This is a genomic window from Campylobacter sp. BCW_4321, assembly GCF_001763075.1.
Lineage (GTDB): Bacteria > Campylobacterota > Campylobacteria > Campylobacterales > Campylobacteraceae > Campylobacter_D > Campylobacter_D jejuni.
Window position 1 is genome coordinate 75,643 of record NZ_MJYA01000022.1, and the last position, 23,944, is coordinate 99,586.

The window sequence follows — 23,944 nt, forward strand, 5'->3', positions numbered from 1 at the left end:
TAGGAATTAATTCCTAGAAATTATTAATAAAATCCTAAAATTTTCCACCAAATAAGTCCAACAGCTATCATCACTACTATATCAACTATGGAAATCACAAAACCTATACTCCACCATTTTTTAAGAGTTACATAGCCTGTTCCAAAAATAACAGGAGCTGTTCCTGTTGCATAGTGAGTTAATGCCATCATAACATTACCTGAAGCTATCATAATAAAAGCATAAAGAAGTGGTGGTGCTCCTAAAGCAAGCCCTGCACTATAAAAAACAAAAAACATTGCTGATATATGAGCTGTAGTAGAAGCAAAGAAATAGTGCGTATATAAAAAAGCAAGGCTTAAAAATATCATAATAGAAATTTCCCCAAGTCCCATAGCAGAAGCAAATTCACCTAAAACTTCAGCTAAAAACTGAGTAACACCAAGTTTGCCAAGCAAAGTTGCCATCATTACAAGAGCTGAAAACCATACTAAAGTATTCCAAGCAGCTTTTTCAGCCAAAACTTCCCCAAAAGTTAAAACTCCACTAATTAACACCAAAGACAACCCAAGCAAAGCCACGCTAGTCGCATCAAGAGAAATTCCAAAAAACAAGCCCAAAGTTCCAGCCCATAAAAGTAAAAGCGAGACAAAAACACTGAGCATTATTTTTTCACTATTTTTCATTTTTCCAAGTTCTTTCAATTTATCTTTAGCAAAAGTGGAAGCATTAGGCGTGGATTTAATTTCTGGTGGAGAGAGAAAATAAAGCACCAAAGGCATCAAAAGCATAGCAGCTATACCAGGTAAAAACATTCCTAAAGCCCATTGCCCCCAAGTTAAATGCACTTCTAAATTTGTAGCTTGTGCTATAAGATCAACCACCAAAGGATTTGGAGCTGTAGCTGTAATAAACATAGCTGATGAAATAGGATTAGCTTGATAATTTACCAAAGAAAGATAAGTGCCTATTTTATTTTGCGTTCCATCTTCAGGAGTGGATTTAAAACTTCTTGCAATAGCTTGAACTATAGGATTTATGATAGCCCCTGCTCTTGCAGTATTTGAAGGAGTAACTGGAGCTAAAATGGTTTCACAAAAAGCTATAGAATAAGCAATACCTAAGGTTTTTTTACCAAAAATACTGATAAAATGATAAGCCAAACGCTCTCCAAGTCCTGTTTTAATAACTCCACGAGCCACAATAATAGAAATCACTATAAGCCAAATAAGAGAATTTGAAAAACCACTTAAAGCATCTTTTATACCTGTTTTAGATTTTAAATTTGATATAGCAGTATTTACCTTTTCATCTATACTCTTTTGAGATAAAAAATCAAGTGCTAAAGTATTTAAAGCTGAAATTTTAGTCTCATCAATAAGTTGTTGCGTAGAAGTTTTTGAAGTAGCCTTGGTGTAAATTTTACTTAGATTTTCAATCTGGTAATTTATATCTGTGCTTGATTTTAAAATTTCATTAACTTTTGCTTTTAAATTTCTACTTATATTAGCATTGATTAAAGCCTGCAAAATAGTGGCTTCAACTGCCTCATCCATAGTTGTTTTATAGATATTAGAATTATCTCTTAAAACAATTCCCTCAAGAGTTTTTATATGTGTAGCACGCACAGAACTTTGGGTAGTGGTAATGCCGCTAAGAGCTACTATGGCAATAGCTACCATACAAACAGCCCCCAAAGGCATTACTTGTAAAATCACTGCCATAATCACAGCAATAAAAAGCCCAAGAAAATGCCAAGAATTATCTTCCAAACCTACAGGAGTAGGTATAAGCCAAAACACAGCTGCAATTAAAATACACAGCACCAACAAGGGAATTTTCTTTCTATCCATTGTTTATCCTTTGATATTGGTAATGTAATTTGCAATGCTTAAATTCTAGTTAACTAATATTTTAATAAATCTTAAAATTATAATTTTTAAATAAATTTTTAATTTATTGTTACAAATATACATAATTTTTACTTTATAAAGAAGCTAGTCTAATTGAAAAATAAATAGGGAATTTTAAATGAAGAAAACCCTTCCCCAGATAACTGCGGCACACACTAAAATCAAGTGCTCTGCTGTGTTCCCACCCTGAAGCGGTGCTTAAAAATAGCATTGCACAGGTCTAAGAAAAGGCAAAGAAATTATATCATAATATACTTAAAAAGTGTTGAGCTATAAAAACTAAATATAAAAATGTATAAATATGTAACAAATTGGTTATATTTTATATAAATTTTTAAATTTAATTTGCAAAATTATTGTTTTTTTCAAGGAAATACGATTATATAGATATATTATATAAAATTTTTAAGGAAAAATCATGGAAATCAAATGGAGTAAAGATTTTAGCATTAAAAACATACAATTAGATAAACAACACGAACTAATTTTTGAAATTGCTGAAATTGCAAACGATTTAGCTTTAAAAATTCAAGATAATGATGTGCAACACAAAAATGATTTAAAACAAATTCTTACAAAGTTATTCCAATATGTAAAAATTCATTTCAAAGATGAAGAAAAATTTATGGAAAGCATTGATTTTCCTTTAATTGAAGAACATAGAAAATCTCATCAAATATTATTAAAAAAGACTAAAGAACTTTTAGAACACTCAAATGATATTGTTAAAATGTCATTTGAACTTTCAACATTGACCAAAGATTGGATTTTAGATCATTTTGCTATTGAAGATTTATGGATAGCTAACTTCACAAAAAAAGCTCTACATCTTCAAGAGATTCATTATAATCTAGAGCAATACATAAAATTAAAATCAATTAGGCAAGATTTAAAGACTGAAAAAACCTATGATTATATTTGCAACTGTTATTTGCGTACTCATGCAGTTCCACAAACCATACACGAAGAACTTGTTAGCAAAGAAAATACTTTAAAATGTGAAAAATGTGGACAAATTTTAGTGCATTTAGATCATATTGATTTAAATCAAAATTATGAAATGTTAAATCATATCCTCGAAAACATAGGAGTGTAATGATGAGCTATGAAATAAAAACTTTAGAAACTTTCAATCCTTTTGAAAGTTTAAAATATGAACAAGCCAGCACAGATCAAATTCTTGATTTTAGAATTATAGATTTTAAACTTCTGTGTTCTAATATAAAACCAGCAAAAACAAAAACTTATGAAAGAAAGGATTTTGACTTATTTTATGCGGATGATTTTTTTGTAAAAAATTACAATACCATGGTGCAAAAATTTCTTGATAGAAATTTATCCAAAAACACAAAAAAATTGTTTCGTGGTTAAGCTTAAATCTAATCCTAGTTTAACTTATCTTAAGGTCAATATTAATTTTTTGGATAATTTTAAATACTATCCAAATTTAAAATTTGACATTTTGCAAAATATTTATAAAGTAATGATCAAGCAAAAATTTTTAATCTTAAGACTTGATAAAAATTTATTTGACAAGATTGATGATTTTATCTTATCAATACAAAAAAATCCATCTATTAAAGAAATAGAGCTTGAAATTGCCAAAGGTGTAGATAAGATTGAACATAAAAGCGATGAAATTATTTATCATAGAGATGTTAACGAAGAATGTTTTGACGAAAATATTAGCTATGATGAAGGAAGCTACTGTAAACCTATTGAAAAAAATGAGCTACTTTTTGAATACATTTATAGAATTCTTGGAAAAGAAGGTAGAAATTTAAGAGGAGAAATCCTTCATTTAAATCCAATAGCTTTTTTTGATAATCCTTTTATCATAAAAGATGAAAGCATTTATACAGAAGAACTAGAAGATAGAATTAAATATTTTAGTGCAAATTATGGATTTTTAAATAAAGACCGATCAGGATATAGCGTTACAAATAATTTAAAATTATCACAAGTAGGACTTAAAACAACCGGTTCAATCAAAACAAATACTGATGAAAATATAAACTTAGAAATCACTAATTTTGATATAAATGATGATGCTGTTAAATCAGGCATTGTAAATGTTCAAGCTTCAGACATAAAAGTAAATGGAAGCATTGGAGCGACAAAACTTTATGGAAGAAATATCAGCATCAAAGGCCTAACTCATGCAAAAAGCGAAATTTTTGCATGAGATATTTTTATTATAACACACAAAGGAACTTTGCAAGCTGATACTGTGTATATAAAAAATTTAGAAAACGGGATAGTTATAGCCAAAAATGTATTTGTTGAAAACTGCATGGGTGGAAAAATAGAAGCAGAAAATATTTATATTTGCAATTTATTAGCAGATAATATCTTATATCCCAAAAAAAATCTAATCATAACAAATAATATAAAATTTAAAAATAATATTGTAATTTCTCCACTAGATTTTATTAACAATAAATCAAACTCAGAAACTGAAAATCTTACAAATTTAAGCCTTAAAACAAAGAGTAAACTTGATAATATCATAAGTCAAATGCAAAATTACTATGATTATCTAATCAAAAATCAAATCAAGATTATCAAACTTCAAAAAACTGAAAAACTTAATGCTATAGATATGAAATTTTCAAATCTTTATCGTGATATCATAAAAAAATATAATCATCTTAGTGTCTTGTATAAAAAACTTATAAAATTAAAATATCATATTGACGCAAAGCTAAATTTTTTAGATGAAATGGTTTATAATGTAAAAATATACATAAAAGCCGAAAATATTGGAGAGGATAATTTTTTAAAATTTTATCCTAAAACAAACACCGATCTTGAACTAAAGCATCAAATAAATTTAAAAGATTATGAAAAAGTTTTATACCTTGAAAAAGGGCAACAAGCAAGCTATATTAAATCAAGTCATGATTATAGCGAAAGCGACATAGAAGAAATTAAAATTATTTTTGAAAAACTAGAAAAAGATAATTCCTAAAAATTATCTTTTCATATTAATAGCCTTTTGTATCATTTGATCGCTTGTGGTAATGCTTTTTGAGCTTGCATCAAAGGCTTTTTGAGTTACTATAAGATTTGAAAGCTCTACGCTTAAATCAACATTAGATTGTTCTAAGAATCCGCCTTTAAATTTGGCTGTATTAACAATCTGTCCATTTTTCATAATAAAACTTGCTTCACCACTATTAGCTGTTGCAGCAAAGATATTATCGCCCATAGCAGCCAATCCTTGCTCATTGATAAAATTATATAAAGCAAGCTTTCCAACTATAGCATTTTTACCATTGCTAAATTGCGCTACAATACTTCCATCATCAGATATATCATATTGTTTAAAAAATCCTTCGGCTACACCATCTTGCTGTGTAACTACATTTTTTTCAACGCCTTCTTTAATATAAATCCCACTATAACCCGAACCAGGCTTGTTAGCATCATAAGGAGAGCCTAAATCAATATTAATTGTTCCGCCATTTGGGTTTGCAATGCTTGTAATATTGTTTTGAAGCAAAGCACCATTTTTATCAAAAACCATATTTCCTTCAGTTGGATTGCCTACGGCATTGCCATTAGAATCATAAATTTGGGCAATGGCTTTATATTGTATATTATCGCCTTCTTGCGGCAAAACCCTTTCAAGCGTAACCCTTAAAGTACTTTTACTCCCATCTGCATTATAAATAGGGGATTCTAAAATATCTTTATTGGCTTTTTGTTGTTCTGTTGAAATTTGAGCTGTATCAAGCTTAATACTATTTTCATCCAATCCTTTTAAATCAAGCTCATTGCTTTTAAAATTAAGATTTTCATCTAAAGTTGCTTCAAAGCTTGTTTTTACGCCATTATCATCAGTGAAATTTAAAATGATCCTATCGCCCGCTTTAGCACTAAACACATCTTCTTTGCTAACACTACCGCTAACTAAATATTTTCCATCTTCAGTTTTTGTAATGTTAAATTTACCAGGATCAAGATCCACTTTGACCACTTCTGTTGTTGTGTTAGCATTTAAACTTCCACTCCATTTTACATTTTGAGTTACTTGAGGAGGTAAATACATATTCACAGGTACTTTAATAGCCCCTTGAGAAGCAGTTGTGCCTATACTGAAAGAATTATTTGAATTTACGGTAAAACCATTATTTACCGGAGTTCCTGTGTTAAGATAATCCCCCATAAGCCCTGCAACCCTATCGCTATAGTTGATACCGGTAAAAGCAGGGTTCATTGTTCCTAAAACAAAATTTCCATAAGAATCTACCAAATATCCATTTGCATCTCTTTTAAACGATCCATTTCTAGTATAGTAAGCATTACCATCCGCCCCCAAAACCCCAAAAAATCCTTTTCCTTGTAAAGCCACATCAAATTCGCTATCGCTTGCCACAAGAGAACCTTGTTCAAAAACCACATTAGAAGAAGCTGATCCTGAGCCATATCCACCTTGAGCAGGATTAGTTGATTGAGTAGTTATGGTGCTATAAAAAATATCTTTAAATTGAGTATCAGAATACTTAAAACCTGTAGTATTAACATTAGCTATATTATTTGCATAAATATCAATACCAAAACTATTTGTTTTAACTCCAGAAATTCCATTATAAAATGAATTCATCATGGCTTATGCCTTTTCCTCTTTGTCGCCTTCTTCTGTGGATCCAGAATTAGAAGAATCTCCATCACTTGAGTCTCCACCTGAACTATCTCCAACGGAAGTTGAAGATGAACCAAGTTTATAATCACTAATTTCACCAATATCATCAAAACTTACATATTGACCACCCATTTTTGCATAAGCAACCCCATCAACAAATTTAATACCCTCTATAGGATAAGTTCCATAATTTGCAGTGATCTTTTCCCCGTTTTTATTATTATAAACCACTTTAACACTATACTCTCCATCCCCAGCATAAACACCATCATTATTTCTACCAGGCCACTCTAATGTAAATAAACCTTTTGATACTTCTTTTCCCTCATTACTTTTTTCACTAAATACCAACTTATTATTTTTATCATAAACCTCTAAGGTGATTCCTTTATCATCCGAATCTTCAGGCAAATACATTTTTAGTGCAATAACCTCATCTGCGCCTGTTAATTTGACTTTGTTTTCATTTACCGTAGCCATTTTTCCTATAGCTCCCACTGCTGCAGTACTCATACTCGTACTAAAAGAATTGGAAAGTTTTTCCATAGTTTCAACCATTTTTTGCATAGTTGTATTGGTATTTTGTTGCATTTCAAGTGCACTAAGCTGTGAGGTTTGTGTAAGCATTTTATCACTATCCATAGGATCTGTTGGATCTTGATGTTGAAGCTCTATCAAAAGAAGTTTTAAAAACGCATCTTTATCTAAGGTAGCATTTGGATTACTAACCACACCAGAGCTATTGCTACTAGATGAATTATCCACTTTCGTATCCTTGTTGCTTGTTTGGTTAGTATTAGCAGTATTTGTCCAGTTAAGATTGCTATTCCAATTTGTTGTCGCCATGATAAAATCCTTTTTTTACATTCAGTCTTTTTTAATTAAAAGCAATAAGTGTTCCAACTTAGAAATACTTCGCTAAAACAAGCTCTAGATTGACTTTTTCACTTTCATTTTTTCCATCTAAAGTATCTTTAAAACCATATCCACTACGATTTTTTCCTTGATTTTGATTTTGCTCTCTTTTACCTTGATCACTAAAATTCATTTCAAGTCCAGTAAATCCCATATTTACAAGAGAATTTTTAAACTCGACTTGATTTTGGATAAACAAATTCATTGCATTGGTATTGGAGTTGAAATTGATATGAAGGTTATTACCTCTTTGTATCAAAGTTACTTCCACTTCTCCAAGATTATTAGGATTTAGAGTGATACTAAGTTTAGTGATAGGCGCTTTATATTGATCTACAGCCTCTTTTAAATCTTGTGAAAAATACTGCAAAGTCTCTTTAGGCGTGATATTGCGAGCATTGTTTTGTATTACTTTACTTAAATCTTTGACTAAAGAATTTAAGTCATCTAAATTATTTTTATCTACATTTTCACTGTGCGTTTTTGTTTGCTCTTGAGTAAAAGTTTCTTTATTGGTATTGTTGTTAAAATTAGCATTATTCTCTTTATTTTGAACTGCTTGAGTTTTATTTAAATTTTCAAAATTTAATTTTTGATCAAAGAAATTCTGTTTTATATCTTTATTTTCTTTGTTGTTGTTTTTAGGCTCTTTATTTAAACTAAAATCTTTTTGTGTTAAATTTGAAACTAAATTCTGAGCATCTTTGACAATTTCTTTATTTAAATTTTTATCAAGATTTAAATTTTGATTATTGCTCTTTAAATTTTTATTTTGATCTTGTATATTCTCTTGATTTAAATTGTTTTTTTCTTGATTTTTATTTAACTCTTTATTAAAATCTTTGTTTTCTTTATTTAAATCTTTAAGATTTGTAAGCTCCTGAGTGCTTGCATTGTCTTTTAACTCTTTGTTTAAATTTTTATCTTGTTTTGTACTATCTTTAATCAAATCTTTAAGATTGTTATCTTTATTTAAATTATCTTGGTTTTTTTTATCTTTTATATTCAACTCTTCTGTTAAATTTTTTGCAAACTCATCATTTTTGATATTTTTTAAAGTATTTTTAGCATCTGTGGTATCTTCTTCTATTTTTGATTTAACTTTATCATTTTTTTCGTGTTTGCTTTCTTTGGATGAAAGCATGGAATCTAAATTTTTTAAAGTTTGAGAAAGCAAAGAACCGCTATCTTTAGAATTTGTTTTTTGCGTAGAATGAGTGCTTGTAGTATGAGTTGTATTTTGTAAATTGTGATTTAAATTTTTACTCATATTGGAAATTTTATTATTGATGATTTCTTTAAAAACATTATCCACAGCACCTTTAAAAAAATCGGCCTTATCTAAATTTGGAAAAGTTGCTTTAAGATCAAGAAGACGATCTACTTTAATATTTTTTACATTTAAGCCCAGATCTTTAGCTATGTCCAAAAGCTCACTAAGATTTGATGCGCCTTTTAAAGCATTAAAATTAGCCTCTGTTTTGATAAGACTCGAAAGTTGAGTAGAAAGATTTGCCAGTTTAACATCTGCTGTATCTGTTTTTAGCTTATCCAACAAAGAAAGAATTTGCATAAAAGAAGCAGATTCGAAAATGCTTATCTTATCACTCTCATCAAAAGCTCCTTTTTGAAGTCTGTTCATCGCTTCATTAACAACTTCTTTTTGACTGATCTTCATATGATCAGGTAAAAATTCATTAGTTTCATCGATAGAATTGAGCAAAGAATTTAAAAAACTCTCTGTATCATCTTGAGTTGAATTTTTACTATCGCTACTTTCATGTTCTTTATTTTTACTTGTTTTACTAAAAGAACTACTAGTAGTAGAAGTTTTACTCGGCGTAAGATTTAAAACATCATTTTGCGGAGCTAAATTTGACATCACTTTTCCTTCAAAAAATTATTTTAAAAATTTATCTACCATTACATTAGGAAATTTTTCTTTCAAATAAGAATCTTCATATACTTTAATCATCTTATCTTCATTTAAAGCAGTTAAGATATTTAAAAGCTCTTCTAAATTTTTAGCATTTAAAATTTTCTCTAAATTTTCTTCATTTTCTAAAATTTCTGTAAGCTCGCTTGAAATTCTTGCCATTTTTTCGTTTTTATCTGATCTAAAAGTTTCTAAAAGTTCTAAAACTTGAAGCAAAACTTCATTTTTTCTTTCAGCTAGATCGCTTTTAAATTCAACAAAAATCTCTTCATTTAATGGTTTTGACATTTTAACTTCCTTTTTAAAATTTTAATTTCATAAGTTTTTAAAGCAAGAAGTGTTCCAAGTTTTGATACTTTGTAGTTTAAGTTAAATTTTTGTATAATCTAAGCTTTTAAAAATTTAGCTTTGGAGAAGAAAATTTGGAAAACATTAGAAATATAGCAGTTATAGCTCACGTTGACCATGGTAAAACCACTATGGTAGATGAATTGTTAAAACAATCAGGCACCTTTAGCGAAAGAGAACAAATTTCAGAACGCGTTATGGATAGCAACGATATAGAAAAAGAACGCGGTATTACCATACTTTCAAAAAACACAGCGATCAATTACAAAGGCACAAAAATCAACATCATAGATACTCCAGGGCATGCTGATTTTGGCGGAGAAGTAGAACGCGTTTTAAAAATGATTGATGGAGTTTTGCTTTTAGTAGATGCTCAAGAAGGTGTTATGCCACAAACTAAATTCGTTGTTAAAAAAGCTTTATCTTTAGGGCTTAAACCTATAGTTGTAATCAACAAAATCGACAAACCAGCTGCTGATCCTGAAAGAGTGATCAATGAAATTTTTGATCTTTTTGTAGCCCTAGATGCAAACGATGAGCAACTCGACTTTGCCATAGTTTATGCTGCAGCAAAAAATGGTTATGCTAAGCTTGATCTAAACGATGAAAGTGATAATATGGAGCCACTTTTTAAAACCATACTTGAACGCGTTCCAGCACCAAGTGGCACAAATGACAATCCTTTACAACTTCAAGTTTTCACTTTAGGGTATGATAATTTCGTAGGTAAAATAGGCATTGCTAGAATTTTCAATGGGATTGTGAAGAAAAACCAAAGCGTAATGCTTGCAAAAGCTGATGGCACCAAAGTAAATGGTAGAATTTCAAAACTCATTGGCTTTATGGGCTTAGAAAAAATGGATATTGAAGAAGCAGGAAGTGGAGATATCGTAGCTATAGCAGGTTTTGAAGCTTTAGATGTGGGTGATAGCGTTGTAGATCCAAACAATCCTATGCCACTTGATCCTTTACACATTGAAGAGCCGACTTTAAGCATAGTATTTTCTGTAAATGATGGCCCATTAGCAGGAACTGAAGGAAAACATGTAACTTCAAATAAAATTGCTGAACGTTTAGAAGCTGAAATGAAAACTAATATCGCTATGAAATACGAAAGCACAGGCGAAGGTAAATTTAAAGTAAGCGGTAGGGGTGAACTTCAAATCACTATTTTAGCTGAAAATATGCGTCGTGAAGGTTTTGAGTTTTGCATGGGAAGACCTGAAGTTATCGTAAAGGTTGAAGATGGGGTTAAAACAGAACCTTTTGAACATTTAGTTATCGATGTACCTGAGGAATTTAGTGGTGCGGTAATAGAAAAACTTGGCAAAAGAAAAGCTGAAATGAAAACTATGGCACCAACAGGCGATGGACAAACAAGACTTGAGTTTGAAATTCCAGCACGCGGACTTATAGGTTTTAGAAGCCAGTTTTTAACCGATACTAAAGGCGAAGGCGTGATGAATCATAGTTTTTTAGAATTCCGTCCTTTTAGTGGTGCGGTTGAAAAGCGTAACAATGGAGCGTTAATTTCTATGGAAAATGGCGTAGCTTTAGGGTATTCTTTGTTTAACCTTCAAGAGCGTGGAGTGCTTTTCATAGAGCCTCAAACTAAAGTTTATACCGGTATGATTATAGGTGAGCACTCTCGTCCAAATGATTTAGATGTTAATCCTATCAAAGGAAAGAATCTTACCAATGTAAGAGCAAGCGGAAGCGATGATGCAATCAAGCTTGTACCACCTAGAAAATTAAGCCTTGAAAGAGCTTTAGAGTGGATAGAAGAAGATGAACTTGTAGAAGTTACGCCTGTAAATGTGCGTGTTCGCAAACGCTATCTTGATCCAACTCAAAGAAAAAGAATGGAAAAAGCAAAATCTTAATGGATTTAAAAAGCTTAGAAAATAATAGACTTTATATACTTAAACGCTTAGGGATCTTAAAATTCCTAAGCATTATCGAAGCCTTGCTTGTAGGCTTTTTAGCCTTTGTTTTTATAAGAGATTCCTTAATTGCAGTAATTTTAGCTGTTTTTGTAGGTATTTTTTTCTTTCGTTTTACAGCCAAAAAACTAAAACTCGCACAAAAAGAATTACAAATTGACGCTTTAAATTTATTTTTGCGTCGTTTTGGGGCGAAATTTAAAAAGCAAAGTTTAAGCCAAAAAGACTTTTTAAAACTAGGACTTACAAAAGATTTGCAAGAATTTAAAAGTCAAAACTGCTTTGAATTTAAGGATTTTAAAATTTATGATATTCAGTTTTTGGACGAAAATAAACGCTTTTTTTGCGGAATTTTACTCGAAATTTTAAGTGCAAACAAAAATCCTAGCTTTGAAAATGAAGAACAAATTTATATCAAACTTAAAGATAAAAATTTCACTTTAAATCATATCTTTTCTAAAGAAAATCATTATCTTATCGCTACTTTAAGCAATCCTTTCTTTATAGATATAAAAAAAGATTTAGAAAACAATTTCAAAAATTTAGAAGAAAATCTAAACTCTATAAAAAATAAACTATTTAAATAACTAACATAAAGTTAATATCATAAAATTTTAATAAATATTAATTATATACTTTAAAAATATATTACTTTTAGTAACACTTTAAAATTTAATTTTATTTAAATTATTCTTATTATGCTTAATATTTAAGAAAAAATACACTAAAATCAATTTGAACTACAAATAAAAAGGAGGAAAATCATGAAAAAACACATTTTATTGCTTGGTTTATGTCTTAGTTTGAGTCTTAGTGCTAAAAGCGTGAGTGACTACAAAGTAGGAGAAGAATTAAGCGACAAGGAAGGAGTAGAGTATTTTAAGGAACTTTCTAAAAGACCTGTGCAAGAATGGCCAAATAAAAATTTAAGCATCAATGATGTTCCAAAAGGCAAGCAAGGGGATTTAATCCGTTATGGCATAAAGCTTTTAAGCAAGACAGAAAGCACTCTAGGACCCTATAGCAAGCTAAAAAAGACAAGCAACGAAGTAAACTGTATTTCCTGTCACATGGACAATGACGGCAATGGTTTACCAGGGACAAAAAAATATGTTATTCCATTTTTAAATGTCCTAAACAATTATCCAAGACTTGATATAGAAACGATGAAAATCATCTCTATTGAAGATAGAATTCGCGGAATGGGTGGAACTGACTCTCATAGATTTCCTAATGATTCTAAAGAAATGAAAGCAATTTTAGCTTATTTTAAATGGCTAAAAGAAGCTTATGGTATCAAAGACGGCGTAAAGCTTGAAGGAGATTTTTTTGCTAAGATGAATTTTCCAAATCGTCCAGCTGACCCTGTGCGTGGGAAAAAGCTCTTTGAAGAAAATTGTGTTGCTTGCCATGGCGAAAGAGGACTTGGGGTAAAAAATGATAATTATGAACAAGGTAGTGGACATTTATATCCATCTTTACTTATCTATCCTGATGGTGGACACATGGCTATGATACCATTTTTAGCAAGATTTTTAAAATCAGCCATGCCTTTTGGTGCGAGTGCGGATAATCCTATATTAAGCGATGAAGATGCACTAGATATAGCAGCTTATGTCAATACAGGTTTTGTAAGAATGCCTATAACCACTACAGAAAATCGTGCAGGACTTGATACAGCTTATAGCAAATCCCCATCATTAAAACCTGAGTATTTTGCCTCACCGCAACAAAATTTAGACCCTAAAGAATACATAAAAGTAAAATACGGACCTTGGAAAAATCCAAATCACTTCCCAGGAGAATGATTAATTTTGGGCTAAGCCCAAAATTAATCCTCATCTTTGGCTAAATTTTCAAGACTTTTAATCCCTTCTTCACCTATCAAATTTCCACCTTGTAAGTCGCTAAATATCGCGTTTAAAGAACTCACTATAGCAGTGGAATTAAAACTTAGATTTTCTATAGCTCTTTCTCTTTTTTTCCATATATTTTGCAAAGCCCTTTTTTCAGCTTCTAACTCTTCTTTCATATTTTGATAAGTTTTGAGTATAAAAGTGATTTGCGTGTTAAATTCCTTAGAATTTAAGTATTCGTATAAAATGTGATTTTTTTCATCTTTGTTTTGCAGGGCATTTTTGAGTTTATAAGAATTTATAATGCTTTCTCTAAGCACTGCTAAAACACCTTTAAATTCATTAAAAGTACAGATCAAAATTCCTTCTTTAAAATGCGTTTTTTCTTTATCTTTTGGCATAGTTTTTGTAATCAAAACCGCTATATCACTTTTTGCAGCTATGCTATCTAGCTTAAGCTTATCAAGCCATTCTTTATTAAATTCTTTAGTGCGTTTGCTCTCATATAAAATACTTCCGCAAATATTTCCAAAATTATCCTTTACTATATGCAGACAATCAGCTCCATTTACGCCCTTTGGCACTTCTTTTACTTCATCACTTAAATACTCACTTTGTATGTATTCTTCTATGAGTAGTTCGGCTGCTTCGCCTTGGAGTTGCTGTGAGCCTTGTTCTATCCTGCGTTGTGCGTCTTCTAGCTTTTGAGCTACACTTTTAAAATTCGTTTCTAGTTCTTTGTATTTAAGATCTTGCTCTTGAGTACTTTTTTGAAATTCAAGACGCATTTTTTCTCTTTCAAATTCCAAATTTTTGCTTTCTTGTTCTTTAAATTCTTTAAAAGCCTCTTCTTTGGCTTGAAATTTCAATCTTTCTTCATTTTCTTTTTGCTCTCTTTTTAGTCTTTCATTTTCAGCCTTTATGCTTAAAAACTCGCTAAGTTCTTTGCTTTTTTTCTCGAGTTCTTCTTGCATGATTTTCATTTCATTTTCATGCTCTTTGTTAAATTTCTCGCTGAATTCTTTTTGGAAATTTTGCTTTTGTATAAGAAGTTCTTGTTCAAATTTTTGCTTTTCTAAAAGAAGCTTTTGGCTTACTTGCTCGTTTATGAGTTTTTCTTGTTCTATCTTTTGAGTTTTTAAATCATTTAAAGCTTTGGTATATTCAGCTCTTTTAGCATTTACCTCATCATCAAATTCTTTTTTTTGTTTTAGCATTTCTTGCTTAGCTTTATCTAAAATTTGAGCATATAAAGCAGTGCTGATATCGATAAAACTTCCACAACTTGGGCATTTGATTTGTTCATTTTGGTTTAAATTTTGCATAAAAAATTTCCTTGAGAATTTTTCTATAAATTTAACATAGAAAAACAAAGATTATTCTAAGATTGACTTGTTAAAATCATTCTTTTAGAATAATTAGGATTACAAATGCAAAAACACACCAAAATTCACGGCTTTGCCAAATTTAAACTCATCGTTATCCTTGCTTTGATGTCAAGCATAGCACCGCTTTCTACAGATATGTATTTGCCTGCACTTTCTCATGTGGAGCAAAGTTTTCAAACTAATTCTTTTTTAACCCAACTTAGTATCGCAAGTTTTTTTATCGCTTTTGCTTTAGGACAGCTTATATATGGGCCTTTAAGTGATATTTTTGGGCGTAAAATTCCAGCTTTGGTGGGGATATTTTTCTTCATCGTTTCGAGTTTGTTTTGTGTGATTATCGATGATATTTATGCTTTTATCACTTTGAGATTTTTTGAAGCACTTGGGGGTTGTGCAGGTGTGGTTATCGCAAGGGCTATTGTCAATGACTTGTTTGAGATCAAAGAAGCTGCAGGGATTTTTGCTTTGATGATGGTTTTTAGTTCTCTTGCTCCTATGCTTTCGCCAACTTTTGGGGGAATTTTGCTAGAGTATTTTTCATGGCATAGTATTTTTGCAACTTTGTTTGCTTTGGGAATTTTACTTTTTTTGATGATACTTTTTGGCTTAAAAGAGTCCGCACCTCATCTTAAAAACAAAAAATTTTCCCATCATGAAGCGATGAAAAGCTACAAATTTGTTTTAAGCGATAAACGCTTTTTAGTTTATATACTATGTGCTTCTTTTGCTTTGGCGGCGATGTTTGCTTATATCACAGGATCAAGCTTTGTTTTTACGCAGTTTTTTGGCTTAAGTGAGCAAAAATTTGCCTTGCTTTTTGGGGCAAATGCTTTAGGTTTTGTCATCTGTGCAAATATCAATGCGAGATTGGTTTTAAAATACGAAAGCGAAAAAATCTTAGCAAAAGCTTTGATGATAATGTTTATATCGACTGTGATTTTACTTGTAAATGCTTTTTTTCACCCAAATTTCTTGCTTTTTGAACTTAGTATTTTTACAAGTATCGCTATGCTTGGTTTCATCGCACCCAATACCACGACTTTGGCTATGGCAAGGTTTAAAGAACATAGCGGAACTGCTTCTGCGGTGCTTGGAACGGTGCAATTTGGTTTTGCAGGGCTTATTTCTTTTGTGGTTGGAGCTATTAACGCAAATACACCGATAATCCTTGCTTTTGTAATGTGTGCTTGCGTATTGGTTGCAAATATGATATATTTTCTAATCAAAATAAAGGAGAAAAAATGAAAACAAATAATATCTTTATGGCTTTAGCCATAGTTTTAGCAAGTTTGATTCTAGCTTTTGGATTTAACAAGGCTTTAAGCGATTTTAAAACACTTGAAAGAAGTGTAAGCGTAAAGGGTTTAAGTCAAAAAGAAGTCGAAGCGGATACTTTGATACTTCCTATAAAATTCACAAGATCAAACAACAATCTTACAAATTTATACGAAGAACTAGAACAAGATAAAGAAAATATCATCAAATTTTTAAAAGAACAAGGCGTAAAAGAAGATGAGATCAGCTACAACTCGCCAAATATCATAGATCGTTTAAGCGATCCTTATAGCAACGACACTCAAGCTACATACCGATACATAGGCACTGCGAATTTACTCATCTATACTCAAAATGTAAAGCTTGGAAAAAGCATACTAGAAAACATTTCAAGTCTTGCAAAATTTGGCATAGTAACAAAAATCGATAATTATGACATAGAATACCTTTATACCAAACTCAATGAGATAAAACCACAAATGATAGAAGAAGCAACGCTCAATGCTAGAAATGCAGCGATAAAATTCGCACAAGATTCAAACAGCCATCTAGGCAAGATAAAAAAGGCTTCTCAAGGACAATTTAGCATCAGCAACAGGGATAAAAACACACCTTACATCAAAACCATAAGAGTGGTTTCTACTATAGAATACTATTTGAAAGACTGATAATAAATTTTCAAGCTAAGCTTTAAAGGCTTAGCTTGGCACTATGGAATTTTTTCGTGCGGTTTTTAAATAGTTTTTTATAATTATTTTTCTATTTTTGCTTTAATTTTATCTTGAAGTCTTTTCAATGTATTAAATGGAAGAATATCAAGCATTTTTTCAATCAAGCTTAAACTAGGAATTTCACCTTTTTTATCAAGTATCTTGCTTGGATTATTTTCTGCAGAATCTAGCATAATTTTTAAAAGTTGATTTTTTAGTTCCTCGTTCTCTGTTTCTTTTATTTGAGTTTCATACCCTTTATAAGTTTGATTTAATCTTTGTTTATAAGCATACTCACTTGCTATTCTTTTATATTCTGCAATTTGCTTTGTAGAATAATAAGTAAAAAATCCGCTAAAAAATAAAAATGGCAAAGCTCTAAGAAAATTTATATATGTAAAATTTTCCTCAAATGAAAAGCAAAAATAAATACCAAAAACAATAATAAAAACGAATATAGACACTCCAAAAATTATATTCCAAGTTTTGATATTTGTTTGTGCAACCTCTCTTTCATCTTTATAAGCCTCGGCTAATCCCGCAGAAGTTGCACCTGGTAATAATTCATCTATTTCATCATTTTTTTCTTTATACAAATTTTCAAATTTATCTTTATAGCTATTTAAACAATTTTCTAATTCTTGTTTTTTACTAGAAATTAAATTGTTTATTTCAGTCCGTTTTTCATTTAAATATTTTTCAAGAGATAACTTTCCACCTTTTCCATTTTCATCTGCTTCAACACCAATAAAAATTTCATTGTAAAATTTTTCAAATTTTTCTATTTTATCTTTATTTTCTTCGATATCATCACAAGCTTGTTTCAACTTCGAAATAATCCCTTCGGTAACATTGCCTTGAGAATCTTCCTGATCATAAAATTTCATATAATCATTTTTCATTTTATTTGCACATTCTTTAGCTTTTTCAATTTCAATTAAAGCACTGCTTTTATTTTCACCATCGGTTTCAATATCAAAAATTTTCCAATAAATTTCATCTATATCTTTTTGTCCGGTTTTTATATCTTTAATCATATCTTTTACGGACATTTCTTCATCATTGCCATTTCCATTATAAACAGAATTAAATTCTGCAATATCTTTTAATGAATTTTGTATAGCATTATTTTCGATTAGATTAAGAAATTGTTCTAATTGTTTTAAAGAATTTTCATCTTTGATATTTTTTATAATTTTATAAAATAACTTTTTTTGTTCTTTAATTAAATTTTCCATTTTTATTCCTTATTTTTTATATTTTGTTGCAAATTTTCATCACAATACCTTAAATTTTTCAACTTGGCACTATGGAATTTTTGCGTGCGGTTTTTTGGAGTGAAAAAAGAACTAAAAATATTAAAATAGTATAAGCAAATGTTAGATATATAAACAAAGGATCATTTGAAAATATTTTATCATTGATAAGTTTTCCAATAAAAGGATTTAAAATAGTTATATTAGCACCCATAGATATAATAACAATAATATAACTTATACATATAAAAATATATCTTAGAAATAATGTATTTAAACATACCATCCATAAATAAAAAATACAAAATGTAAAAAATATTCCTATATTAGATAAAATATTTAAATTATTTTGATTTTTTGGAATATAAATGTTTATATAAATTAAGATAATTAGCAAAAATAATAAATAAACACATAAAATTAATATACTTTTAATTATATCTTTAAATATTATATTTTTAATTATTATAAAATCTAATTTTATATTTTTGAAAATCTTATAAAATATTACTATAAGACAAATAAAACAAACAGCAACAAAAGAAATTAAAATATGATTATAATATTGTTGCATAAATGAAAAATTTATAATTACTTCCTTGACTTTTGTCAAATAAGAAAACATATCTGAAGTTTTGTTTAAATTTTGTATAGATTTTTTTTCCAAATCAAACTCAAAGCTTCCTACAAAAATAAACAAAATATATAAACTAATTAGTAATATAAGATTATTAAAAACTTTTAAAAAGTCTGTGTGATGATCGCAAAGTTTTCTATAAAATCCTAAAAGTAAAAAATCCACAAAATCCCGAATTCTCGAAACATTTTTTTCTAAATCTGTCGTATTTTTTACATTCTCACCTTTTTTATCCCAATTTTGTTTTAGCTCTATCTCTTTACAATAAAGCTCGTATTTATGAAAATTTGAAGCGTCTAAAAGATTGTTATCTTTTATCAAAGCATTTTTAAAAGTCCTAAAAGAATCTCTAAAATCATTGGCAAATTTATCTAAGGATTTTTCTTGATATAAATTTGGTATAACGCCTGCTTTTTTAGTTGTTCTTTGACTTTCGTAAGAAGTGCATTCTTGTTTGACTCTCTCTTGTAAATCATCAAAAGTAAAATTTAAATTTATATTAACCACATTTAAATTTCCTTTGAAAATCGCTTGAGAAAAATTTGGAGTTTTATCAAATCTCACTCGATAAAAACTAGCTGTTTTTTCAAATTCACACTCGTGGAAATCAGCGTAATTTTTAAAAATAGAATTATTGAAATAAACATTATCGTTAAATTTTCCTTTAATGGTAACCCTATCTTCAAATACACAATTATCCATTTGAAAAATATCTAAGCATTCTTGAAAATTTAAATAAACTTCTTTTTTAAAATTACAATTTAAAAAAGATATTTTTTTAATATTTGTTATTTGATTAAAATATCCTATTCTTTGGGTAAATATACAATGATCAAACACTAAAGGATAGGTTTCAAATAATGATAAAATATCTACAACTCCATGAACTTGTGTCTTTAAATTTGTTCTAGATAAACCAAAAATATAAAATACACCAGATATGTATCTTATATTATCCTCAATATTTAAAATTTGTTTTATTTCTTCTATTGCTATAACTTCATAGGAAATTTTATCAATTTCGGTTATATTTTTTTCAATAATTGTCAAAAAATCAAATCCAATATCGTAATGTGATTTTATTCGATTTATAATCGTTTTATAAATTTTGTCAATGCAGTATTGCCTATCTAAAAAAGTATTAAAATTTTCAACCTCTTGTTTGATTTTGTTTTCTATGATTTGTCTTTGTTCTTTTGTTAGTTCTTTCATTATTTCCCTTCAATGATTTTTATTTCTTCTTCGGTTAAGTTATAGAGTTTATAAGTCAAAGAATTGATTTTGTTTTCTAGTTCTTGGGTATTTGCGTTTTTGTCTTGCTCTTTGGCTTTTAAAATTTCATCGACTAAACTTATAAGCTTGTTTGCTAATTTTTCATTTTTAGAATTTATATTTACTACAGGGATATTTAGCAAAGGCTCTTTATCAATTTTGAATAGATTTCCTTGTATTTTTCCCTTGTGCTTTAACCAAAAAGCTATGAGTTTTGAATTTAAAACTCCAGTTAAATATTTCAAATTAATTCTACAAGTCTGAATAAAAAACAATGCTCTAGAACCATAAAAATTTTCATTAGAATATACAAAAATTGGCTCTATACATCTAACTTGTGAAATAATTTTTTCTTCACCTTTTTTAAAAAATTTTTCTTCTCGTTCTCTATGCAAATAAAAGTATGGCTTATTTGGAGTTTTATATTTAATTTTTGATTCTTTCAGTATTTCTTTATATTTTTGAAAATGTTGCTTCAAATTAGGTAAATCATCTAAATTTCCAGAATAATTTTTATTAGACAAATAAATCAAATATTTATCAGTAAAGCTAGAATAAAATTTTCCACTCAATCCTGTGTAATATTCTTTTATAAAACATTGTTCATTTTTGGAAAAAACATTTTTATCTTTTATCACAAAAGCTTCATCTATAGCTGGAACTATCCCTTGTGCCACTTCACTTTCTTCAAGGTAAAATTTTCCATATTTTTGGATTTTGTTAAAAAGTTCTTCATAGTCGCTTTTTGTGAAATTCAAAGTTTTATCTATAAATTTTTTTGGAGTTAAATTTATGCTTAAAATTTCATTGTTTTGGGTTTTTTCATTTTTTAAAAGATTTATAACATCTTCATAAATTGGAGTTTGGGTTGTGATTTTAGCAAAATGAAATTCGTAATTTTTAGGCGGTTTTATTTTTTGAAATTGCATTATCATAGTTTGTATGCTTGCAGAATCAAACACCATAAAAGAACTAAAATCAACAAGGCTTAAAATTTGAGATTCTTCTAAAACTATATTGCGTAGTTTTTTAGCCCCTGAATTTGTAACCCAATTATTTGTAGCGATAAATGCTAAATATCCATTATTCTTAAGTATATCAAATCCACGCCCTACGAAATGATACCAAATATCCATTTTTCCTTGATAAGTTCTTAACTTTTTTGTATTGGTAAAAAGATCTTTATTATCATTTTCTTTTATATAAGGCGGATTGCCGATGATGAGATCAAAGCCTTTGAAATTTCCATCATCGTCCAAAATTTCAGGGAATTCAAAACGCCATTCAAAAGGATGATTGCTTTCTAAGTTGAAGATATTGTCGTATTCTTTTTTAAGATTTGCAAATTCTTTTGTGGCTTCTTTTTCATCAAAGTCAAAAAGAGTCAAATTCGCACTAACAAAGAATTTCAAATTTTCATCATCTATGGCTAAGAAATTTCCGTATTTTTTAGAGTATTTTTCATATTTATCGTTAAAGCTTTTCATTTCTTTTTTAAATTTATCTGCAAAGCAGAAATTTTTAAAAGAAATTTTGAGATTTTTTATCTCTTGGTTGATGTGGCTTTTATCTGTGTAAAAGCCTTCTTTATAGTCTTTTACTATGCGTTTGTATTTGTTAATGCGTTCTTTGATGTTAGGATAGTGGTTTAGGCTTTTGCCTGTTTCAAAGTAAGATACCAAAGAATTTCCGCATTTTATGTTTATATCGATGTTTGGCAGGGTTTTAAGATCGTGATAATTCTCATCATCAAAGCTTTGATAAAAACTATGTTTTAAAAGCTCTATCCAAAGCCTTAGCTTGGTGATCTCGCATGAGTTAGGGTTGATATCGACTCCAAAAAGGTTGTTTTCTATGATGTCTTTTTTGGTATGAAAAAGTTCTTGCTGGATAAGATGGGCTTTATCTTTAGGTGTTTTTGGGCGTTTATACTCTATAAACTCACCTTTTCTACCCGTGATGAGAATTTCATCGTTTTGCACTTCTAGATAAAATTCTTCATCAAAAAGATTTAGCTCATCATAAATGCTTAACATAACATTTAAAGCAGAAACCAAAAAATGCCCGCTTCCCACCGCAGGATCGCAAATTTTTATAGAATTTAAAAGCTCTTTTTGTGCTTTTTTGTCTTCTTTTCTTAAAGACTTTCTTAGTACGCTTATATTTTTAGCATCAAGATCAAATTGAGCGTTGAATTTATCAAGCACAACTTTTGTGATGCTTTCTTTGCACATATAAGAAGTGATAAAGCTTGGCGTGTAAAAGCTCCCTTCTTTGTAGCCATTGAGTTTTTCAAACACATTTCCTAAAACGCTTGAACTTATGAGTTCTTTTTGGCTTAAAATTTCGCTTTGCTCATCATCGCTACCAAAATCAAAGCTATCTAAAAATTCAAACAAGTATTCCAAAAGCCCCACTTGTCCTTTTTTAGCCTTGCATTTATCATCTTTTAGCACGGTGTTTTTATAGTAAAAAAGCTTTAAGTCATTGCTTAAGCTTGAAATTTCAAGTGTGTTTTCTATGCTTTGTTTTTCAAACAAAGAAGAATTTAGATAAGGCAGATAAGCAAATTCGCTTTTCTTTCGCGTGCTTTTTTCTTTGGCTAAGACTTCAAAGAAAAGTTCGCTAAGCTTGTCAAAATCAGGGATTTTTTTGAAATTTAAAAATTTCAAATTTTTATCATCATTAAAACGCACCAAATTTGACTCTATAAGCTTTAAAAATAAAATGCGATTAAGCCATAAGATCAAAAGTTTTAAGATGGTTTCAAAATTTTCTTTTTCAAGCTTAGAATTTATAGCGGTGTAGAAAGTGCCTTGCTCTTCTTTACTTTCTTCACTTTTTGCGATGATGAGTTTTGAATTTTGTTTGCTCTCACAAAGCCCTAAGATATATAAAAGCTCTTTGTAAAAAGCGTTGTTGAGTGAATTTGCATCGTTGGGGTTAAACTCACTTAGCAAACAATCTTTGCTAAAAATTTTAAACAAAGGCTTAAGCTTACCAAAGCTTAATTTATCTTGCTCTAAGATAGGTTTTAAATCCACAAAAAGCCCTTTTAAAGTGCTATCGCCATTTAAAATCTTTTCAAATTCTTTATAAATTTCGTCGGTATTGCCTTTAAAAAGCGAGTTTTTGCTTTCAAAATTTTCAAAAGCTTCTTTAAAATACTTGCTTTTGTTAAAAAGCTCTTCAAACAAATCCGCCTTAAAGATAAAAAAGCTATAAAAATCCGTGATGATGATGTGCTTAAGCGATGAATTTAACGCTTTTCTTTCGCGAAGATAGTATAAAATGCACTCATGCAAAGCCTTGCAGTTGGGTTTGCTTGGGCTAAAAAATTCTCTAGAATGAGGTAGTTTTGCTTCAATGATGACTTGAGCAAGACCATCTTTTTTTAAGGCTAAGTCTATACCGCTGTTGCCTTTGTGTATGCTTTTGACTTCGCATTGAAAAGATAAATTTTCAAAAAATTTGCTAAGAGCGTTTGCCACAAGGGAATCTTCGTTGTTTTTGAGATTGTTTTCTAAATTTATTTTGTAGTCTTTTATAGTTTTGATAAATTCGTTTAGTTCTGTTTCTAAGATAGGCTTTTTGCGGTGGTAGGGATTTAAAAATTCTTTTTCATTTATAGCTTCAAATTTCATATTGCACTTTCAATAAATTTTAAATATTTTAGCAAAAAAATCTCAAGTTTGGTATAAAATTTAAAAGTTACTTTTTGTAATTTTATAAAAAAATAATTATATAAAATGAGAATATTTGATACAAAATTTTAAAATTTTAAATATTTTTGTAAAAATATATCATTTTTTAAATTTATCAATACCCCTAGTTTTGTTACAATAATTCTATATATCATTAAAAAGGA

15 protein-coding genes, 1 other RNA gene and 1 pseudogene are annotated in these 23,944 nt (G+C 29.3%); 7 read left to right on the forward strand and 10 right to left on the reverse strand.

The window, feature by feature from the left end; all coding sequences use genetic code 11:
- Positions 1–23: 23 nt before the first annotated feature.
- On the reverse strand, positions 24–1,832 hold the full coding sequence (locus tag AJN58_RS04255; RefSeq protein ID WP_070276103.1) for a DASS family sodium-coupled anion symporter: 1,809 nt from the start codon (positions 1,830–1,832) through the stop codon (positions 24–26).
- Positions 1,833–2,021: 189 nt separating this feature from the next.
- Positions 2,022–2,119, reverse strand: an RNA gene (gene ffs / locus AJN58_RS04260) — signal recognition particle sRNA small type.
- A 191-nt stretch (positions 2,120–2,310) separates the two neighbouring features.
- On the opposite strand from ffs, the gene AJN58_RS04265 reads away from it, so the two are divergent.
- Positions 2,311–2,988, forward strand: coding sequence for a hemerythrin family protein (locus tag AJN58_RS04265; RefSeq protein ID WP_002860894.1), 678 nt, complete (start codon positions 2,311–2,313; stop codon positions 2,986–2,988).
- A 2-nt stretch (positions 2,989–2,990) separates the two neighbouring features.
- A pseudogene (locus AJN58_RS04270) lies at positions 2,991–4,863 on the forward strand (flagellar assembly protein A).
- A gap of 3 nt (positions 4,864–4,866) precedes the next feature.
- Here the strand turns inward: AJN58_RS04270 and AJN58_RS04275 are convergent.
- From AJN58_RS04275 to AJN58_RS04290, 4 genes are read right to left on the reverse strand one after another with little or no spacing between them, the layout of a single operon-like run.
- On the reverse strand, positions 4,867–6,504 hold the full coding sequence (locus AJN58_RS04275; RefSeq protein WP_070276102.1) for a flagellar hook-basal body complex protein: 1,638 nt from the start codon (positions 6,502–6,504) through the stop codon (positions 4,867–4,869).
- A gap of 3 nt (positions 6,505–6,507) precedes the next feature.
- Positions 6,508–7,386, reverse strand: a complete 879-nt coding sequence (locus AJN58_RS04280; protein WP_096738025.1) for a flagellar basal body rod modification protein — start codon at positions 7,384–7,386, stop codon at positions 6,508–6,510.
- A 58-nt stretch (positions 7,387–7,444) separates the two neighbouring features.
- A complete protein-coding gene (locus tag AJN58_RS04285) occupies positions 7,445–9,340 on the reverse strand; it encodes a flagellar hook-length control protein FliK (RefSeq protein WP_083265161.1) in 1,896 nt (631 codons plus the stop codon).
- A gap of 15 nt (positions 9,341–9,355) precedes the next feature.
- Positions 9,356–9,679, reverse strand: coding sequence for a hypothetical protein (locus tag AJN58_RS04290; RefSeq protein WP_002868349.1), 324 nt, complete (start codon positions 9,677–9,679; stop codon positions 9,356–9,358).
- A 134-nt stretch (positions 9,680–9,813) separates the two neighbouring features.
- Here AJN58_RS04290 and typA point away from each other — a divergent pair, with 134 nt between their 5' ends.
- The 3 genes from typA (at position 9,814) to AJN58_RS04305 (ending at position 13,490) form a co-directional block, all read left to right on the forward strand.
- Positions 9,814–11,622, forward strand: coding sequence for a translational GTPase TypA (typA, locus tag AJN58_RS04295; RefSeq protein WP_019108952.1), 1,809 nt, complete (start codon positions 9,814–9,816; stop codon positions 11,620–11,622).
- On the forward strand, positions 11,622–12,269 hold the full coding sequence (locus AJN58_RS04300) for a poly(A) polymerase (protein ID WP_070292009.1): 648 nt from the start codon (positions 11,622–11,624) through the stop codon (positions 12,267–12,269). The genes typA and AJN58_RS04300 overlap by 1 nt, the downstream gene beginning before the upstream one ends.
- Before the next feature lie 177 nt (positions 12,270–12,446).
- Entirely contained in the window at positions 12,447–13,490 is a 1,044-nt protein-coding gene (locus tag AJN58_RS04305) for a c-type cytochrome (RefSeq protein WP_052949435.1), read from the forward strand.
- 23 nt (positions 13,491–13,513) lie between these two features.
- Here AJN58_RS04305 and AJN58_RS04310 read toward each other — a convergent pair whose 3' ends face one another.
- Entirely contained in the window at positions 13,514–14,863 is a 1,350-nt protein-coding gene (locus tag AJN58_RS04310) for a DUF2130 domain-containing protein (RefSeq protein WP_032587432.1), read from the reverse strand.
- Positions 14,864–14,968: 105 nt separating this feature from the next.
- Between AJN58_RS04310 and AJN58_RS04315 the strand changes: the two genes are divergently transcribed.
- Positions 14,969–16,171, forward strand: a complete 1,203-nt coding sequence (locus AJN58_RS04315) for a multidrug effflux MFS transporter (RefSeq protein ID WP_070292011.1) — start codon at positions 14,969–14,971, stop codon at positions 16,169–16,171.
- On the forward strand, positions 16,168–16,869 hold the full coding sequence (locus tag AJN58_RS04320; RefSeq protein ID WP_002842934.1) for an SIMPL domain-containing protein: 702 nt from the start codon (positions 16,168–16,170) through the stop codon (positions 16,867–16,869). The genes AJN58_RS04315 and AJN58_RS04320 overlap by 4 nt, the downstream gene beginning before the upstream one ends.
- Positions 16,870–16,952: 83 nt before the next feature.
- Here the strand turns inward: AJN58_RS04320 and AJN58_RS04325 are convergent, their stop codons facing one another.
- From AJN58_RS04325 to AJN58_RS04335, 3 genes are read right to left on the reverse strand one after another with little or no spacing between them, the layout of a single operon-like run.
- Positions 16,953–18,149: a hypothetical protein gene (locus AJN58_RS04325; protein ID WP_070292013.1), complete on the reverse strand. Its 1,197-nt coding sequence runs from the start codon at positions 18,147–18,149 to the stop codon at positions 16,953–16,955.
- A 58-nt stretch (positions 18,150–18,207) separates the two neighbouring features.
- Complete coding sequence (locus tag AJN58_RS04330; RefSeq protein ID WP_070292015.1) at positions 18,208–20,016, reverse strand: pentapeptide repeat-containing protein; 1,809 nt, start codon at positions 20,014–20,016, stop codon at positions 18,208–18,210.
- Entirely contained in the window at positions 20,016–23,720 is a 3,705-nt protein-coding gene (locus tag AJN58_RS04335) for an Eco57I restriction-modification methylase domain-containing protein (RefSeq protein ID WP_070292017.1), read from the reverse strand. The genes AJN58_RS04330 and AJN58_RS04335 overlap by 1 nt, the downstream gene beginning before the upstream one ends.
- Positions 23,721–23,944 lie beyond the last annotated feature (224 nt).

Excerpts from the sequence above, each read along its gene's own strand:
- AJN58_RS04290 (WP_002868349.1), bottom strand. The coding sequence starts at position 9,679 with ATGTCAAAACCATTAAATGAAGAGATTTTTGTTGAATTTAAAAGCGAT.
- AJN58_RS04320 (WP_002842934.1), top strand. The coding sequence starts at position 16,168 with ATGAAAACAAATAATATCTTTATGGCTTTAGCCATAGTTTTAGCAAGT.
- AJN58_RS04325 (WP_070292013.1), bottom strand. The coding sequence starts at position 18,149 with ATGGAAAATTTAATTAAAGAACAAAAAAAGTTATTTTATAAAATTATA.
- AJN58_RS04265 (WP_002860894.1), top strand. The coding sequence starts at position 2,311 with ATGGAAATCAAATGGAGTAAAGATTTTAGCATTAAAAACATACAATTA.
- AJN58_RS04335 (WP_070292017.1), bottom strand. The coding sequence starts at position 23,720 with ATGAAATTTGAAGCTATAAATGAAAAAGAATTTTTAAATCCCTACCAC.
- AJN58_RS04315 (WP_070292011.1), top strand. The coding sequence starts at position 14,969 with ATGCAAAAACACACCAAAATTCACGGCTTTGCCAAATTTAAACTCATC.
- AJN58_RS04330 (WP_070292015.1), bottom strand. The coding sequence starts at position 20,016 with ATGAAAGAACTAACAAAAGAACAAAGACAAATCATAGAAAACAAAATC.
- AJN58_RS04310 (WP_032587432.1), bottom strand. The coding sequence starts at position 14,863 with ATGCAAAATTTAAACCAAAATGAACAAATCAAATGCCCAAGTTGTGGA.
- AJN58_RS04275 (WP_070276102.1), bottom strand. The coding sequence starts at position 6,504 with ATGATGAATTCATTTTATAATGGAATTTCTGGAGTTAAAACAAATAGT.
- AJN58_RS04300 (WP_070292009.1), top strand. The coding sequence starts at position 11,622 with ATGGATTTAAAAAGCTTAGAAAATAATAGACTTTATATACTTAAACGC.
- AJN58_RS04305 (WP_052949435.1), top strand. The coding sequence starts at position 12,447 with ATGAAAAAACACATTTTATTGCTTGGTTTATGTCTTAGTTTGAGTCTT.
- AJN58_RS04280 (WP_096738025.1), bottom strand. The coding sequence starts at position 7,386 with ATGGCGACAACAAATTGGAATAGCAATCTTAACTGGACAAATACTGCT.
- AJN58_RS04255 (WP_070276103.1), bottom strand. The coding sequence starts at position 1,832 with ATGGATAGAAAGAAAATTCCCTTGTTGGTGCTGTGTATTTTAATTGCA.